The sequence below is a fragment of the Rhizobiales bacterium NRL2 genome (assembly GCA_001664005.1).
Lineage (GTDB): Bacteria > Pseudomonadota > Alphaproteobacteria > Minwuiales > Minwuiaceae > Minwuia.
In genome coordinates, this window is record CP016093.1 from 1022050 (window position 1) to 1039713 (window position 17664).

Consider the following 17664-nt stretch of genomic DNA (forward strand, 5'->3'; position numbering starts at 1 on the left):
GGTCATAATGCGCCGGCAAAGGGCGCGCGCATAACAACAGGGCGAGGTGACATGGTGCGGCGAGGTTTCCTGGGGGCGCTACTGGCGACGCTGTTCGCCATTCCGGCGACGGCAGGCGCCCAAGACGACATCGTCCGGTCCCATGCCCTGTCCCTGATCGGAGAGCCGCAATACGAGCAGGGCTTCGACCACCTGGATTTCGTCAATCCGGACGCTCCGAAAGGCGGCACGCTGCGCATGTCGGCGTTCGGCGGCTTCGATTCCCTCAACCCGTACATCCCCAAGGGCAATCCGGCGGGCGCGGCCAGCCTGGCCGTGGAGACCCTGATGGACCAGCATCTGGGAGAACCGTCGACCGAGTACGGCCTGATCGCGGAATCGGTGGAGCACCCGAAGGACCATAGTTGGGTGATCTTCAATCTCCGGCCCGAGGCGCGCTTCCACGACGGCAGCCCGGTCACCGCCGAGGATGTCGCCTTCAGCTTCGAGGTGCTGCGCGAAAAGGGCCAGCCCTTCTACCGCTACTACTACCGCAACGTGACCGAGGCGAAGGTGCTGGATACGCACCGCATCCGCTTCGACTTCTCCGAATCGGGCAATCGCGAGCTGCCGCAGATCATGGGTCAGCTGCCCGTCATGTCGAAGGCCTACTGGGCTGACCGTGAATTCGGCGCCACCACCCTTGAAGCGCCGATGGGCTCCGGCCCCTACCGGGTTTCGGCCGTCGAGCCGAACCGGCGCGTGGTGCTGGAGCGGGTCGAGGACTACTGGGGCCGGGATCTCGGCATCAACCGCGGACGCTACAACTACGACCGCGTGCAGTACGAGTACTTCGCCGACCGCACCGCGGTGCTGGAAGCGTTCAAGGGCTATGTCTACGATTACCGCACCGAGAACAGCTCCAAGGACTGGGCGACCGCCTACGAGTTCCCGGCAGTCGAGCGCGGCGACGTGAAGGTGGAACTGGTGCCTCACAGCCGGCCCACCGGCATGCAGGGCTTCATCTACAATCTGCGCCGTCCGCTGTTCCAGGACCCGGCGCTGCGCGAAGCTCTGTCCTATGCCTTCGACTTCGAATGGGCCAACAAGAACCTGTTCTACGGCCAGTACGAACGCACCGAGAGCTTCTTCTCCAACACCGAACTCGCCTCGCAGGGATTGCCGTCGGAAGCCGAACTGGAACTGCTCGAGCCATTGCGGGGCATGATCCCCGAGGAAGTCTTCACCGAGGCCTATTCGCCGCCGTCGACCGCGGAGAGCTCGCTCCGGGAGAACCTCGGCAAGGCGTTCCAGATCCTCCGCGAGGCCGGCTACAAGTTCGAGAACAAGACGCTGCTGACGCCCGAGGGCGAACCGGTCAGCTTCGAGATCCTGCTGGCCGACCCGCAGTTCGAGCGCATCGTGCTGCCCTTCATCGAGAATCTGAGGCGTCTGGGCGTCGACGCCAGCCTGCGCACGGTCGACGCCGCCCAGTACCAGAACCGGGTGCGCGACTTCGAGTATGACATGGTGGTCGGCTCCTATCCGCAGTCGGAAAGCCCCGGCAACGAGCAGCGCGACTTCTTCGGCTCGGAGGCGGCGACGCGGGCCGGCAGCCGCAACCTGGCCGGCATCCGGTCCGAGGCGGTCGACAGGCTGATCGACAACATCATCTTCGCCGGGAACCGGGAAGCGCTGGTGACCGCGACCCGGGCGCTCGACCGGGTGCTGCTGCATTCGCACATCGTCATTCCGCAGTGGCACATCTCGGCGCTGCGCATCGCCTACTGGGACAAGTTCGGACGCCCGCCGGTCGACCCGGACTACGGCGTCGACGTGTTCGCCTGGTGGATCCAGCCCGAGAAGGCGGCCGAACTGGCCGAGACCTACAAGTGAGGTGGCCGAGGGCGGGACTGGCGGCCGTCGGCCTGCTGCTGGCGGCGGCTTCGGCGACGGCGGAGCCGCGGCACGGCATTTCCGTCTTCGGGACTCTCGACTATCCGGCCGATTTCGAGCATTTCCGCTGGGCCGACCCGGACGCGCCCAGGGGCGGCACGTTGCGCCTGCGCGATCTCGGCACCTTCGACACGCTCAATTTCTACATCCTGCGCGGTTCCAAACCGGCCTCGATCCAGCAGCACGAGATCCGACTGCACGACACGCTGATGGCGCGATCCTATGACGAGCCTGACGCCCACTACGCGCTGATCGCCAGGTCCGCCGACGTCGCCGAGGACGGCCGTTCCGCGGTCTTCGCGCTGGATCAGCGCGCGCGCTTCCATGATGGCTCCGCGATCACGGCGGCCGACGTCGTCTTTTCCCTGAACGTGATCAAGGAGAAGGGCCACCCGGTGCTGCGCAATATCTTCGAGCACGCCCAGGCCGAGGCGCTGGATGCGCATACCGTCCGCGTCCGGCTGCTGGAAGGCGCGGCACGCGATCTGCTGGTGCGCTTCGCCGGCAGCCTGCCGATCCTGTCGAAGGCCTATTACGAGACTGTCGAGTTCGACCGCACGACGCTCGATCCGCCGCTGGCCTCCGGGCCCTACCGCATCACCGAGGTCGACCAGGGCACATCACTTACGCTTTCCCGTGTCGAGGACTACTGGGCTCGCGACCTGCCGGTGAACCGGGGGCTGTGGAACTTCGACCACATTCGGATCGACTGGTACGCCGACCGTACCTCTGCGCTGCTCGCCTTCTTTGCCGACGAGTACGACTTCCGCGAGGAGTTCACCTCCAAGAGCTGGGCCACGGAGTACGACGACAAGCAGCCCGTGCAGGATGGCCGGATCGTCCGCCTGACGATCCCGGACGGACGGCCCTCGGGCATGCAGGGCTGGTTCTACAACACGCGGCGGGCCAAGTTCGCCGACCGCCGGGTGCGGGAGGCGCTCGATCTCGCCTTCGACTTCGAGTGGACCAACCGCAACATCTTCCACGGTCTCTACGGGCGGACGGAATCGATCTTCGAGAATTCGAACCTGGCTCATGACGGCCCGCCTTCGGAGGCGGAGCTGGCCCTGCTGAGGCCCTTCGCGGCGGACCTGCCGCCGGAGGTGATGGAGAAGCCCTTCAAGGCGCCGACCACCGACGGAGAGGGCGGCATCCGGGCCAATCTGCGCCGCGCCCACGGCCTGCTGAAGGCGGCCGGCTGGGAGATCCGGGACGGCGCGCTGCGCAACGCCGAAGGCGAGGCGCTGACCATCGAGTTTCTCAATTTCCAGCCCAGCTTCGACCGGATCATCGGCCCCTATGTGCAGAACCTGGAGCGCCTCGGTATCCGCGCAAGCACCCGTCTGGTCGACCCCGCCCAGTATGTCGAGCGGGTGAAGTCCTATGACTTCGACGCGGTCACCGCCCGCTTCTCGCCGCCCGAGACGCCGGGCGGCGAACTCTGGAGCTACTGGGGCAGCCGCCAGGCCGAGATCAACGGCACCAACAATTACGCCGGCGTGCGCGATCCGGCGGTCGACCGGCTGATCGAGGCGGCGCTGAACGCCGGAAGCCGGGAGGAACTGCTGACGGCGCTGCATGCGCTGGACCGGGTGATCATGTGGAACCGCTACATCGTCCCCCAGTGGTACAAGGGCGAGCACAACCTGGCTTTCTGGGACCGTTTCGGCCGGCCGGCGGCGGAGAAGCCGCCCTATCACAGGGGCGTCGTCAACAGCTGGTGGTTCGATGCGGCGAAGGCCGCCGCGACAGGCGGCCGGAATGGCGGCTGAGATGCAGAGGTCGGGCATGACGCATCGGAAGTCCACAACCTCTCCCCGGATGGGGGGAGGTCGGCGCGCAGCGCCGGGAGGGGGACGACCGTCGCGATTGCGGGCCGATTTCCACCCCCTCCCCGGCCGTCCTCCTTCCAGGCGACAGGCGGCTGAAGGGCTCGGGAGGCGCATCGCATGATCGCCTATCTGGTGCGTCGCATCCTGCTGATCTTCCCGACCCTGTTCGCCATCATGCTGGTGAACTTCATCATCATCCAGTTCGCGCCGGGCGGACCCATCGAGCAGATCATCGCGGAAATCCAGGGCACCGCCGTCGGCGCCGGCGCGCGGGTCACCGGCGGCAGCGGCACCGAAACCTCGGGCGGCTCCTCCCAGGCCGCGGGGCAGGGCGACAGCTCCTATCGCGGCGCGCAGGGACTCGACCCGGAGTTCATCGCCGAGCTGGAGAAGCAGTTCGGCTTCGACAAGCCGCTGCACGAACGCTTCCTGATCATGCTGGGGAACTACGCCGTCTTCGACTTCGGCGAGAGCTATTTCAGGGACCGCACGGTCTATGACCTGGTGCTGGACAAGATGCCGGTCTCCATCTCGCTCGGTCTCTGGTCCTTCCTGCTGGCCTATTCCATCTCCATTCCGCTCGGCATCCGCAAGGCGGTCAAGGACGGCCAGCCCTTCGACGTCTGGACCTCGACGGTGGTCGTCATCGGCTACGCCATTCCGGCCTATCTGTTCGCCGTGCTGCTGATCGTGCTTTTCGCCGGCGGTTCCTACTGGCAGATCTTCCCGCTTCGCGGCCTGGTGTCGGAGGACTACGACGAACTCTCGACCATGGGGCAGATCGCCGACTATTTCTGGCACATCTGCCTGCCGGTCGCCGCGCTGACCATCGGGGCCTTCGCCAACCTGACCATGCTGACGAAGAACTCCTTCCTCGATCAGATCAACATGCAGTACGTCCAGACCGCCCGCGCCAAGGGCCTGACCGAGCGTCGCGTGCTCTATGGCCATGTCTTCCGCAACGCCATGCTGATCATCATCGCGGGCTTTCCCTCCGCCTTCATCGCCATGCTGTTCACCGGCACTTTCCTGATCGAGGTGCTGTTCTCGCTGGACGGTCTCGGCCGGCTGGGCTTCGAGAGCGTCGTCAACCGCGACTATCCGGTGGTCTTCGGCACGCTCTATGCCTTCACCCTGCTGGGGCTGGTGATGACCATCCTCCGCGACATCACCTACGCCTTCGTCGACCCGCGCATCGATTTCGAGCGCCGCGATGTCTGATACCGCCGACACCCTGCCCGAGACCTATTCGGGGGCCGCGGTGCACCGCGTGCTGGGCCTGCGGGTCACCCCGATCAACCGTCGCCGGTGGGAGAATTTCCGCCGCAATCGGCGCGGCTACTGGTCGACGATCCTGTTCCTGGTGGTGTTCGTCCTCAGCCTGTTCGCGGAGGTCATCGCCAACGACCGGCCCCTTGTCGTCTCCTACGAAGGCGAGCTGAAGTTCCCGATCCTGTTCGTCTATACCGACGAGGAATTCGGCGGCTTCCTGCCGACCGAGGCGAACTACAAGGAACCGTTCTTCCGGGAAGCGCTGGAGGCCGGCGGCGGCTGGGCGCTCTGGCCCCTGATCGAATACGACTACCGCACGCCGAAGGCCGAGGGCCCGTTCCCGCAGGCGCCGTCGGCCGAGAACTGGCTGGGCACCGACGACCAGGGCCGCGACGTGATGGCCAGGGTGATCTACGGCTACCGTCTGTCGGTGCTGTTCGGGATCATGCTGACGATCCTTTCCACCATCATCGGGGTCGCCGCCGGCGCGGTGCAGGGCTATTACGGCGGCTGGCTGGACCTCGTCGCCCAGCGCTTCATCGAGATCTGGGAAGGCATGCCCTTCTTCTTCATCATCCTGATCTTCTCGGCGCTGTTCGTGCCCGGCTTCTGGACCCTGCTCGCGATCCTGCTGGTGTTCTCGTGGACGGCGCTGGTGGCGGTGGTGCGCGCGGAGTTCCTGCGCGCGCGGAACTTCGACTATGTCCGCGCGGCGCGGGCGCTTGGCGTCTCCAACGCGGTGATCATGTTCAAGCACCTGCTGCCCAACGCCATGGTCGCCACCATCACCTTCATGCCCTTCCTCCTGACCGGCGCCATCACCTCACTGACCGCCCTGGATCTGCTGGGCCTCGGTCTGCCGCCCGGCTCGCCGTCGCTGGGCGAACTGCTGGCCCAGGGCAAGGCCAACCTGCAGGCGCCCTGGCTCGGCATCACCGGCTTCCTGGTGATCTCCTTCATGCTGACGCTGGTGATGTTCATGGCCGAGGCCGTACGCGACGCCTTCGATCCGAGGAAGACCTTCACATGAGCCGGCTGCTGCAGGTCGACGATCTCTCGGTCACGTTCGGCGCCGGGCCGAAGGCGATCGAGGCGGTGCGCCACGTTTCCTTCTCCATCGACAAGGGCGAGACCCTGGCGCTGGTCGGCGAATCCGGTTCCGGCAAGTCGGTGACGGCGCTGTCTGTGATGCAGCTTCTGCCCTATCCCCAGGCCAGTCATCCGAACGGTTCCATCCGCCTGCAAGGGGAGGAACTGCTGAATGCGCCGGAGGCGCTGATGCGGACGATCCGCGGCCGGCGGGTCTCCATGATCTTCCAGGAACCGCTTTCGGCGCTGAACCCGCTGCACACCGTCGAGAAACAGATTGCCGAGGTGCTCACCATCCATCGCGGCGTCGCCCGGAAGCAGGCGCGCGGACGGGTGATCGAACTGCTCGATCTGGTCGGCATCCGCGATCCGGAAGGCCGCCTGGCCGACTATCCGCACCAGCTTTCGGGCGGACAGCGCCAGCGCGTCATGATCGCCATGGCGCTGGCCAACGAGCCGGACCTGCTGATCGCCGACGAGCCGACCACGGCGCTGGACGTCACCATCCAGGCGCAGATCCTGGAGCTGCTGATCGACCTGCAGAAGAATCTCGGCATGGCGATCCTGTTCATCACCCACGATCTGGGCATCGTGCGCCGCATCGCCGACAAGGTCTGCGTCATGACCGACGGGGAGATCGTCGAGCACGGACCCACCGCCCGGGTCTTCGACCACCCGGAACACGACTACACGAAGATGCTGCTGTCCGCAGAGCCGAAGGGCAAGCCGGTGCGCTCCGGCCCGACGCCCGAGACGGTGGTTGCCGCCGAGGCCCTGAAGGTCTGGTTCCCGATCCGGCGCGGCATTTTCCGGCGCACCGTCGGCCACGTGAAGGCGGTCGACGGCATCGACGTCTCGGTGCCCGCCGGCCGCACCGTCGGCGTCGTCGGCGAATCGGGCTCGGGCAAGACGACGCTCGGCCTGGCCCTGCTCCGCCTGATCCGCTCGGAGGGACCCATTGCCTTCGAGGACGAGCGCATCGACGGCTACGGCTTCTCCCAGATGCGGCCGCTCAGACGGCGGATGCAGATCGTCTTCCAGGATCCCTTCGGTTCGCTCAGTCCGCGCCTGTCCGTCGGACAGATCATCGAGGAAGGGCTGCTGATCCACGACATGGCCGGCCCGAAGGCGGAGCGGCGCGGCGCCGTCGCCGCGGCGCTGGAGGAGGTGGGGCTGGAAGGCCACATGCAGGACCGCTATCCGCACGAGTTCTCCGGCGGCCAACGTCAGCGCATCGCCATCGCCCGCGCCATCGCGCTGAAACCGAAGTTCATCGTCCTGGACGAACCGACCTCGGCGCTGGACATGTCTGTGCAGGCGCAGATTGTCGATCTGCTGCGCGATTTGCAGAACCGCCACGGCCTGGCCTACATGTTCATCTCGCACGACCTGAAGGTGGTCCGGGCCATGTCGGATCACGTGATGGTCATGAAAGACGGCAAGGTCGTGGAGGAAGGCGGCGTGGACCGGATATTCGACGATCCGCAGACCGACTACACGAAACAGCTCATCACCGCCGCGTTCGAGAACAGGTCGATGAAATGACGGTGCTGCTGTTCGCCTCCCACGCCGACCGGGACGACTGGTGGCGGGAAACCCTGCTGGCGGAGATGCCGGACCTGGACTTCCGCACCTGGCCAGAGACGGGGGATGTCGCCGAGGTCGAATACGCGCTGGTCTGGAAGCCGGAGACCGGCCTGCTGGCCGGGCTGCCCAACCTGCGCGCCATCTTCTCCCTTGGGGCGGGCGTGGATCACATCTTCGCCGATACGCAACTGCCCGAGGGCGTGCCGATCTGCCGGGTGGTGAACCCCAACATGGCGCTGCGCATGCGCGAATGGGTGGTCATGCACGTGCTGATGCACCATCGCCGTCACCGCGAATACGACCGGCTGCAGAAGGCGCATGAATGGCGCGAACTGCCACAGCCGCACGCCGGCGAGCGCAGGGTGGGCGTCATGGGCCTGGGCGAACTGGGCGGCGACGCCGCGAAACACCTGGGTCTGCTGGGCTTCGATGTCGCCGGGTGGTCCAGGACGCCGAAGGCCATCGATGGCGTCACCGGCTTCCACGGCGGCGTCGGGCTGAAGGATTTCCTGGCGCGGACCGAGATCCTGGTCTGCCTGCTGCCGTTGACCCCGGCGACCGAAGGCATCGTCGATGCGGCGCTGCTGTCCGGCCTGCCCCGGGGCGCGACCTTCATCAACGCCGGCCGCGGCGGCCACGTGGTCGAGGAAGACCTGCTGGCGGCTCTCGATTCGGGGCAGATCGGCGAGGCCACGCTGGACGTCTTCCGCACCGAGCCCCTGCCGGCCGGCAGCCCTTTCTGGGATCATCCCCGGGTCACGGTGACGCCGCATATCGCCGCCTTCTCCGATCCCCGCGCCCTGGTCGATCAGGTGATCGGGAACATCCGCCGCGACCGGGCCGGCGAACCGCTCCTCAACACCGTGGACCCCAAGCGGGGTTATTGAAGCAGGCAGACCGGCGCGCGAGGGATGGCATGGCTGCTCGTGCGCCTTCTGAATGGTGGAGACGGCGGGCTGCCCGACCCGGCGAATCCCCGGCCCGTCCGCGAACGGATCGGCGTCGATACTTCTGCGGGCCCACGCATCCACCTCATGCGCAATGACCGGTGTTCTCGCGGCCCGCGATCAATAGACTGGCGGCGACCACGGACAGGGGAGGCATTTCATGGCTTTGAGACTGGAAGGGCGCGCGGCGATCGTGACCGGGGCGGCGAGCGGCATCGGACAGGCGACGGCGGATCTCTTCGCCCGCGAGGGCGCGATGGTGCTGGCCGTCGACCGGCCGGGCACGGACCTCGCCGCGAAGCACGGGCATTCCTACGTCACGGCGATGGAGCAGGATATCACCGAGCCGGAGGCGGCGGAGAAGATCGTGGACGCCGCCGTCGGCAAGTTCGGCCGGCTCGATATCCTCTACAACAATGCGGGCGTCAGCCGGAACGCGCTGGGCGAGCACATGACCGACGGCGAGTGGGACATCACGATCTCGGTCAACCTCACCTCGGCCTTCAAGCTCGCCCGCGCGGCGATTCCGCACCTGAAGGACAGCCCCGCCGGCCGCATCATCTCGACGGCCTCGGTAATGGCGCGCATGACCGACTACGGACTCACCGCCTACTGCGCCTCCAAGGCCGGGGTCGCGGGCATGACGCGGACCCTGGCGCTGGAACTCGGCAAGTTCGGCATCACCGTGAACTGCATCGAGCCGGGCGCAATCCAGACCGGCATGACGGCTCAGAGTTTCGCCAACGAGGACATCGCGGCCATCTGGGCGAAGAAGGCGGCGCTCCGGCGGCTGGGCGATCCTCTCGACATCGCCCGCGCGGCGCTGTTCCTGGCGTCCGACGACGCCGGCTTCGTCTCCGGCCACAGCCTGACCGTCGACGGCGGCCTGACGCTCAGGACGTGAGGCGGAGCGGCGGACATCCGGCCGCGGCGGAATGAGCGTGGCCGACGGTCAGACGGCGCCGGCGCAGGTCATGACCCGCTTCGAGCGCGGGTGCCTGATCTTCACGCTGACCATGTCGACCATGCTCTACGCGATGACGGTGACCATCGCCAATGTCGCCCTGCCCAAGATGCAGGGGGCGTTCGGCGCGACCACCGACCAGATCGCGTGGGTCGTGACCTTCAACCTGGTGGCCACCGCCGTGGTCACGCCGATGACCGGCTGGCTGATCGCCAGGCTGGGCCAGCGCCGCGTGATGCTGATCTCGGCGCTGGGTTTCACCGGCGCCACGCTGGCCTGCGGCATGGCCAACTCGCTGCCCGAGATCGTCTTCTACCGCGTGCTGCAGGGCATGTTCGGCGCGCCCATGGTGCCGGGCAGCCAGTCCATCGTGCTGCAGGCCTTCCCGCGGGAGAAACACGCCTCGACGATGGCGGTCTTCGGCGTCGGCGTCGTTCTCGGCCCCATCATCGCGCCGACGCTCGGCGGCTACCTGTCGGAGACCTATGGCTGGCGCTGGGTCTTCTTCATGGTCGTACCCTGTGCCCTCGTCGCCATCGTCGGCATCCTGATGTTCGTGCGGGACCTCGACATTCCGGGCAAGGCGCGCCTCGACTGGACGGGTTTTCTCGCGCTCAGCGTGGCGGTGGCCGCGACCCAGCTGATGCTGGACAGGGGCGAGCGGGCCGACTGGTTCGAAAGCCCGGAGATCATCATCGAGGCCTGCATCGCTGCCCTCGCCTTCTGGATCTTCGTCAGCCACAGCCTGACGTCTTCGAAGAAGACCTTCCTTGACTTCCAGATGCTGAAGGACCGCAATTTCGCCTTCGGGATGTTCTTCATCCTGATCTTCGGCATGCTCAACTTCACGCCGATGGTGCTGTTCCCGCCCATGCTGCAGCAGCTGCGCGACTTTCCGGAGGGCGCCATCGGCTGGCTGCTGGCGACCCGCGGCCTCGGCACGCTGGTCGGATTCATCATCATGATCTGGGCCTCGCGGCTCGATCCGCGCTTCTGGATGACCGTCGGCTTCGGACTTCAGGGCATCGCCGGGCTCTACATCGCCAGCTTCGACATCAACCTGACCAGCTGGGACGTCGCCTGGACCAGCGCCATGCAGGGCCTGGGCGTCGGGCTCTGCTGGGTGCCGGTCACCCAGGTCGCGTTCGCCACGCTGGGCCCCGAGAAGGCCGGCGAGGGCAGCTCGGTGTTTCATCTGATCCGCAATTTCGGCTCCAGCTTCTTCATCTCGGTCAGTGTTGCCGTGGTCATACGGACGTCGAAGTACAACTATTCGAACATGGCCGAGGAGATCTCGCCGATGAACGACGTGCTGCGCTATCCATCCGTGATCGGCGGCTGGAACCTCGACAGCGAAAGCGGCCTCGCCGCGATGGCCGGTGAGATCACGCGGCAGTCGCTGATGGTCGGCTACATCAATGCCTTCTACCTGTTCGCCATCATCTCGCTGGCGACGATACCGTTCTTCTGGATGGTCAAGTGGCAGGGGCACGCGAAATGACCGAGCGCCAGAAAGGACTGCTGATCATGGTCGCCGGCGTCATGGCGCTCAGCCCCGACGCGCTGTTCATCAAGATGTCCGGACTGCCGGCCCTGCCCATGATCTTCTGGCGGGGCCTGTTCGTCGGCCTGATGCTGACCGTCGGCATGGCGCTCTGGTGGCGCGGCGCATTCCCCGCCCGGGTCCGGGCCATCGGCTGGCCTGGCATCCTGATCGCGGTGCTCTACGGCATCACCAACAACTGTTTCGTCGCCGCCAACACGCATACCGCGGCGGCGAACGTGCTGGTGATCATCGCCACCACGCCGCTGATCTCATCGATCGCCGGCTGGATCTTCCTGCGCGAGCGCGTCGCGCCGCGGACCTGGATCGCTTCCGTTTTCGCCCTGTCCGGCGTCGCCATGGTGGCGGGCGAGCAGATTTCGCTGAACGCCGGTCTGGGCGAACTCTTCGCGCTGATCTGCGTCATCGGCATTTCGCTGACCTTCGTGGTGATCCGCAGTTCGCGCGACGTCAACATGATGCCGGCCACGACGCTGGGGCTCTACATCACGGCCACGCCCGCAGCCTTCTTCGTGCAGATGCCGGCGACGGAGGTGGCCTGGTTCGCGGTGCTGGCTGGCGGCCTCGTGTTCATTCCGCTGGCCTATATCGGCATGACCATCGGGCCGCGCTATCTGCCGCCGGGCGAGGTCGGACTGATCCTGCTGCTGGAGACCGTCTTCGGCTCGCTCTGGGTCTGGCTGATCCTGGACGAGGCGCCCACACAGCTCGGATTCATCGGCGGTCTCGTCATCCTCGCGACGCTGCTCGGCCATACGCTGGTCGGGCTGAAACGCGAGCGCCGCGCCGCGGCCTGAGGCCGGCCGCTCAAGCGATCGTGCGCTCGCAGCGGCGCGGCCCCGAACCAATATGGTCCCGCAGGCAACCATGGAAGGGAATGCGCGGATCATGAGGATCAGCCGCAGACGGATGCTTCTCGGCGCGCTGGGCGCCGCCGTCCTGCCCGTTCCGGCCATCGGACAGACCGCGCCCGGGGAGACGCGCCGCGTCCCCTCGACCGGCGAGACGGTGCCGGCGGTGGGCCTGGGCACCTGGATCACCTTCAACGTCGGCCGCGATTCGCGCCTGCTGGAACAGTGCGCCGCCGTCATGGGCGCCTTCTTCGGCGAGGGCGGCGGCATGATCGATTCCTCGCCGATGTACGGCTCCTCACAGGATACCGTCGGTCATGGTCTGGAGAAGCTCGGCTTTCCCGAAACGCTCCTCTCCGCCGAGAAGGTCTGGACCTCATCGCCGGACGAGGGGCCGGAACAGATCGCCGAATCCCGCGCCGAGTGGCGGATCGACGGCTTCGATGTCATGCAGGTGCACAACCTGCTGGCCTGGCAGGGGCACCTGGAGCGCCTGTTCGCCATGAAGGCGGCGGGGCGCATCCGCTACGTGGGGATCACCACCTCCCACGGCCGGCGCCACGACCTGCTGGAGCGAATCATGCGGGAGCGTCCGATCGATTTCGTGCAGCTCAGCTACAATGTCGCCGACACGGAGCCGGAGGACCGCATCCTGCCGCTGGCGCGCGAGAAGGGGATCGGCGTCATCGTCAACCGGCCCTTCCGGCGCGGCGCGCTGATCCGCCGGCTGGAGGGCGAGCCGCTGCCGGCCGTTGCCCGGGATCTCGGTGCGGACGCCTGGCCGGAAGTCATCGTGAAGTACATCCTCTCCCATCCGGCGGTGACCGTGACGATCCCGGCGACCACCCGCGTCGACCATGTCCGCCAGAACAAGCGAGCGGCCCGGGGCGTCCTGCCCGACGAGCGCCAGCGGCGCGCGATCGTGCAGCATTTCCGGGATCTCTGATGGCGGACTGGTCCACCTACAGCCTGCGCGATTTCCTGATGTTCTCGGCCGAGGTCTACTGGCGGCTGTTCGAACTGGCGAACCGGGCGCTCTGGCCTCTGCCCGCGGTCACGCTGGCGCTCGGCCTCGCCGCGATCGTTCTGCTGCTGTGGTCGGGGCCCCGGCGGCGCGCGCTTGTCCTGGCGGCGGCCGCCGCCGCCTGGCTCTGGGTGGGGTGGCGGTTCGTCTGGCTGAGCTATGCCCCGATCAAATGGGCCATGGAATATGTCGCGCCGCTCTTCGCGCTGCAGGGCCTGTTGCTCGCCGCCGCAGCGCTCAGGCCCTGGCGCAGGGAATGCCGGGGCGGGGGCGCCGTGCTCGGCCACGGGCTGCTGGTCTACGCCGTGGCGCTGCATCCCCTGACGGCCGTCATCGCCGGGCGGCCGATCGCGGGCGCGGAGATTGTCGGCATTGCGCCCGATCCGACGGCCATGGCGACCCTCGGCGTCGTCGTCCTCGTCGCCCCGCTGCGCTGGGCGGTGCTGCTCGTACCGTTGCCCCTGCTGTGGTGCGCCGGCAGCGCGCTCACGCTCTACACGATGGGCAATGCCTGGCAGGCGGCGATCCCGGCGGCGGCCGCGATTCTGGGACTCCTGGCGCTGGCTCTCAGGCGGTAGGGCCTTCGAGCCGGCAGCCCGTATGATCTAACGCTTGAAAGCACCCGGATGCCCAGATTTCCGCGTTGTCGGGATGTCATACACCATATCTAGCTTTTTCCTGTTGACGGTGAGTCTGCGCTTCTCCCAATATGTAGTGGTCGAATTGACCCTCGGCACACCAGAGCTGGGGGCGGCGGCAGGGCAAATCAGGGAAATTCCGGGCCGAAGCGGGCACCAGAAGGGGGAGCATCATGCGTATCGAGCGTCGATTCACGACCGAGGGCGCGTCGCCTTACGACGCCATCGAATTCCGGACGACGACCAGCGAAATCCGCAATCCGGATGGCTCGATCGTCTTCAGGCTCGATGAGCTCCAGGTGCCGCGGCAGTTCTCCCAGGTGGCCGCCGACATCCTGGCCCAGAAATACTTCCGCAGGGCCGGTGTGCCCGCGAAGACCGTGCCGGTTGCCGAGGACGACGTGCCGCTGTGGCTGCAGCGCCGCGCCCCCGACGAGGACGGCATGGCGAAACTGTCGAAGAACCGCCGTTTCGGCGGGGAGACCGACGCGCGCCAGGTCTTCGACCGTCTCGCCGGCGCCTGGACCTATTGGGGCTGGAAGGGCGGCTATTTCGACGCCGAGGCCGACGCCCAGGCCTATTACGACGAGATGCGCTACATGCTGGCCCGGCAGATGGCGGCTCCCAATTCGCCCCAGTGGTTCAACACCGGCCTGCACTGGGCCTATGGCATCGACGGCCCCGCCCAGGGCCATTACTACGTCGACTTCCAGACCGGCGAGCTCACCCAGTCCCGCAGCGCCTACGAACACCCGCAGCCCCACGCCTGCTTCATCCAGTCGATCTCCGACGATCTGGTGAACGAGGGCGGCATCATGGACCTCTGGGTCCGTGAAGCGCGCCTGTTCAAGTACGGCTCCGGCACCGGCACCAATTTCTCGTCCGTCCGCGCCGCCAACGAGCCCCTGTCGGGCGGCGGCAAGTCCTCGGGCCTGATGAGCTTCCTCAAGATCGGCGACCGCGCCGCCGGCGCCATCAAGTCCGGCGGCACCACCCGCCGCGCCGCCAAGATGGTCACCGTCGACCTCGATCATCCCGACATCGAGGAATACGTGATGTGGAAGGCGGTCGAGGAGCAGAAGGTGGCCGCGCTGGTCTCCGGCTCGACGCTCGCCAACAAGCACCTCAACCTGATCATCGCCGCGTGCTGGAACGACGCATTCGGGCCCGACGACAAGCGCCGCCTCGATCCCAAGGAGAATGCGGCGCTGAAATCCGAGATCATCGCCGCCCGCAAGGCCGTGATCCCGGAGAACTACATTCAGCGCGTCATCCAGTTCGCCGGTCAGGGTTACCGCGAGATCGACTTCCCGGTCTACAACAAGGACTGGGACTCGGAGGCCTATCTGACGGTCTCCGGCCAGAATTCCAACAATTCCGTGCGCGTCCCCAACGCCTTCCTCAACGCGGTCCAGCAGAAGGGCGACTGGAAGCTGAAATACCGCACGGTGGACGAGGTCGCGCGCACGCTGCCGGCCGAGGAGCTGTGGGAGAAGGTCTGCTACGCGGCCTGGGCCTCGGCCGATCCGGGCGTCCAGTACGACACCACGATCAACGAGTGGCACACCTGCCCCAATGACGGGCGGATCAACGCCTCCAATCCGTGCTCGGAGTACATGTTCCTCGACGACACGGCCTGCAATCTGGCGTCGCTCAACCTGATGCAGTTCCGCGACGCCGAGGGCCGGTTCGATATCGCCGCCTTCGAGCACGCCGTCCGTCTCTGGACCGTGACCCTGGAAATCTCGGTGCTGATGGCGCAGTTCCCGTCGAAGGAAATCGCGGAGCTGAGCTACAAGTACCGGACCCTGGGCCTGGGCTACGCCAATATCGGCGGGCTGCTGATGTCGATGGGTCTGGCCTACGATTCCGACGAGGGCCGGGCGATCTGCGCCGCGATCACCGCGCTGATGACCGGCGAATCCTACGCCACCTCCGCCGAGATGTCGGGCGAACTGGGCGCGTTCCCGGGCTTCGCCAACAATGCGGATGCGATGATGCGGGTGATCCGCAATCACCGCCGCGCCGCCCATGGCGAAACCGACGGCTACGAGGATCTGGCCATCGCGCCGGTGCCGCTGGAAGCGGCGGACTGCCCCGAACAGGATCTGGTCGAGGCGGCGCGCCGGGCCTGGGACCGGGCGCTGGATCTGGGCAAGATCAACGGCTTCCGCAATGCCCAGGCGACCGTGATCGCGCCGACCGGCACCATCGGTCTGGTGATGGACTGCGACACCACCGGCATCGAGCCCGACTTCGCCACGGTGAAGTTCAAGAAGCTCGCCGGCGGCGGCTATTTCAAAATCATCAACCGCACCGTGCCGGCGGCGCTAGCGAAGCTGGGCTACAGCCAGTCCGAGTGCGAGGACATCATCAACTACGCCGTCGGCCACGGCACCCTGGACGGATCGCCGGGCGTGAACTTCGAAAGCCTGATGCAGAAGGGCTTCAACGAGGCGGTGCTCGAGCGCATCGAGGAGGGGCTGCAGAGCGCCTTCGACATCCGCTTCGCGTTCAACAAGTACACCATCGGCGAGGATTTCTGCCTGCGCGTGCTGGGCTTCGAGCCCGAACAGCTCGACGACTTCAGCTTCGACGTGCTCTCGGCGCTGGGCTTCTCCAAGGCCGACATCGAGGCCGCCAACACCTATGTCTGCGGGGCGATGACGATGGAGGGCGCGCCGCATCTGAAGGATGAGCATCTGCCCGTCTTCGACTGCGCCAATCCCTGTGGCCGCATCGGCAAGCGCTACCTTTCGGCGGAGAGCCACATCCGGATGATGGCGGCGGCCCAGCCGTTCATCTCCGGGGCCATCTCCAAGACCATCAACATGCCGAACTCGGCGACGGTGGAGAACTGCAAGCAAGCCTACATGCTGTCCTGGCGGCTGGGCCTGAAGGCGAACGCCCTCTACCGCGACGGCTCCAAGCTCTCCCAGCCGCTCAGCGCGATCGCGCTCGAGGAGGACGGCGAGAGCCTGGAAGAAACCCTGGCGGACGCGCCGCTGGCGGAGAAGGCCCACGTGGTGGCCGAGCGCATCGTCGAGAAGGTGCTGGTGCACGAACGCCGGCGTCTGCCCGGCCGGCGCAAGGGCTACACCCAGAAGGCGCTGGTCGGCGGCCACAAGGTCTACCTGCGCACCGGCGAGTACGACGACGGCGAACTGGGCGAGATCTTCATCGACATGCACAAGGAAGGCGCCGCCTTCCGCAGCCTGATGAACAACTTCGCCATCGCCATCTCCATCGGCCTGCAGTACGGCGTGCCGCTGGAGGAGTTCGTCGAGGCCTTCACCTTCACGCGCTTCGAGCCCAACGGCATCGTCCAGGGCAATGACGCGATCAAGAACGCCACCTCGATCCTGGACTACGTCTTCCGGGAGCTGGCGGTGAGCTACATGGGCCGCAACGACCTTGCCCATGTGGAGCCGAGCGATCTGCGCGCCGATGCGCTGGGCCAGGGCGCCCACGAGGGCGAACTGCCCGCGACCGCGGCTCAGGAGGTTCGGGCCACCGACGAGGCGCTGGAAGCAGTGATGAAGGTCGCCTCGACCGGCTATGTCCGTTCCAACCTCTACGTGCTCAACCCCGACAAGCGGAAACAGACGACCCAGGCGGTCGAGCAGACCGCCGAGGCGATGCGGGCCGCCGGCGGCGCCGCTGGCGGTGCGGCCGCGGTGGCGACGTCGACCTATACCGAAGTCTCCATCGGTTCCGGCGAATCGCCGGCAGTGGTGCGCGGTGGCGGCGACGGGCGGGCGCAGCAGGCCGCGGTTGCGCGCATGAAGGGCTATGAGGGCGACAGCTGCGACGAATGCGGCAACTTCACCCTGGTGCGCAACGGCACCTGCCTGAAATGCGATACCTGCGGCGGGACCACGGGCTGTTCCTGACCTTCGGGGACGGATGAACGGAATGCGGCGCCATCCTCACCGGTGACGCCGTTTCCTTTTGTGAGGGC

General features: G+C 66.7%; 12 protein-coding genes. All 12 read left to right on the forward strand.

The window, feature by feature from the left end; translation table 11 throughout:
- Positions 1 to 51: 51 nt before the first annotated feature.
- Positions 52 to 1875 (forward strand): hypothetical protein, encoded by a 1824-nt coding sequence (locus TEF_04740; protein ANK80170.1) that lies wholly within the window; start codon positions 52 to 54, stop codon positions 1873 to 1875.
- Entirely contained in the window at positions 1872 to 3707 is a 1836-nt protein-coding gene (locus TEF_04745) for a hypothetical protein (GenBank protein ANK80171.1), read from the forward strand. The genes TEF_04740 and TEF_04745 overlap by 4 nt, the downstream gene beginning before the upstream one ends.
- A 177-nt stretch (positions 3708 to 3884) precedes the next feature.
- The gene (locus TEF_04750; GenBank protein ANK80172.1) at positions 3885 to 4988 is read left to right on the forward strand and encodes a microcin ABC transporter permease; all 1104 of its coding nucleotides are present in this window, start codon (positions 3885 to 3887) and stop codon (positions 4986 to 4988) included.
- 49 nt (positions 4989 to 5037) lie between these two features.
- The gene (locus TEF_04755) at positions 5038 to 6069 is read left to right on the forward strand and encodes an ABC transporter permease (protein ANK83283.1); all 1032 of its coding nucleotides are present in this window, start codon (positions 5038 to 5040) and stop codon (positions 6067 to 6069) included.
- Entirely contained in the window at positions 6066 to 7673 is a 1608-nt protein-coding gene (locus TEF_04760) for a microcin ABC transporter ATP-binding protein (protein ID ANK80173.1), read from the forward strand. Before TEF_04755 ends, TEF_04760 begins: the two co-directional genes overlap by 4 nt.
- Positions 7670 to 8602 (forward strand): glyoxylate/hydroxypyruvate reductase A, encoded by a 933-nt coding sequence (locus TEF_04765; protein ID ANK80174.1) that lies wholly within the window; start codon positions 7670 to 7672, stop codon positions 8600 to 8602. Before TEF_04760 ends, TEF_04765 begins: the two co-directional genes overlap by 4 nt.
- Before the next feature lie 220 nt (positions 8603 to 8822).
- The gene (locus TEF_04770) at positions 8823 to 9566 is read left to right on the forward strand and encodes a hypothetical protein (protein ID ANK80175.1); all 744 of its coding nucleotides are present in this window, start codon (positions 8823 to 8825) and stop codon (positions 9564 to 9566) included.
- Positions 9567 to 9597: 31 nt separating this feature from the next.
- Positions 9598 to 11127: a multidrug transporter gene (locus TEF_04775; protein ID ANK80176.1), complete on the forward strand. Its 1530-nt coding sequence runs from the start codon at positions 9598 to 9600 to the stop codon at positions 11125 to 11127.
- A complete protein-coding gene (locus TEF_04780) occupies positions 11124 to 11987 on the forward strand; it encodes a hypothetical protein (protein ID ANK80177.1) in 864 nt (287 codons plus the stop codon). The genes TEF_04775 and TEF_04780 overlap by 4 nt, the downstream gene beginning before the upstream one ends.
- Before the next feature lie 112 nt (positions 11988 to 12099).
- Positions 12100 to 12987: an aldo/keto reductase gene (locus TEF_04785; protein ANK83284.1), complete on the forward strand. Its 888-nt coding sequence runs from the start codon at positions 12100 to 12102 to the stop codon at positions 12985 to 12987.
- The gene (locus TEF_04790) at positions 12987 to 13643 is read left to right on the forward strand and encodes a hypothetical protein (GenBank protein ID ANK80178.1); all 657 of its coding nucleotides are present in this window, start codon (positions 12987 to 12989) and stop codon (positions 13641 to 13643) included. The genes TEF_04785 and TEF_04790 overlap by 1 nt, the downstream gene beginning before the upstream one ends.
- 233 nt (positions 13644 to 13876) lie before the next feature.
- Entirely contained in the window at positions 13877 to 17596 is a 3720-nt protein-coding gene (locus TEF_04795; GenBank protein ID ANK80179.1) for a ribonucleoside-diphosphate reductase, adenosylcobalamin-dependent, read from the forward strand.
- Positions 17597 to 17664: the final 68 nt, after the last annotated feature.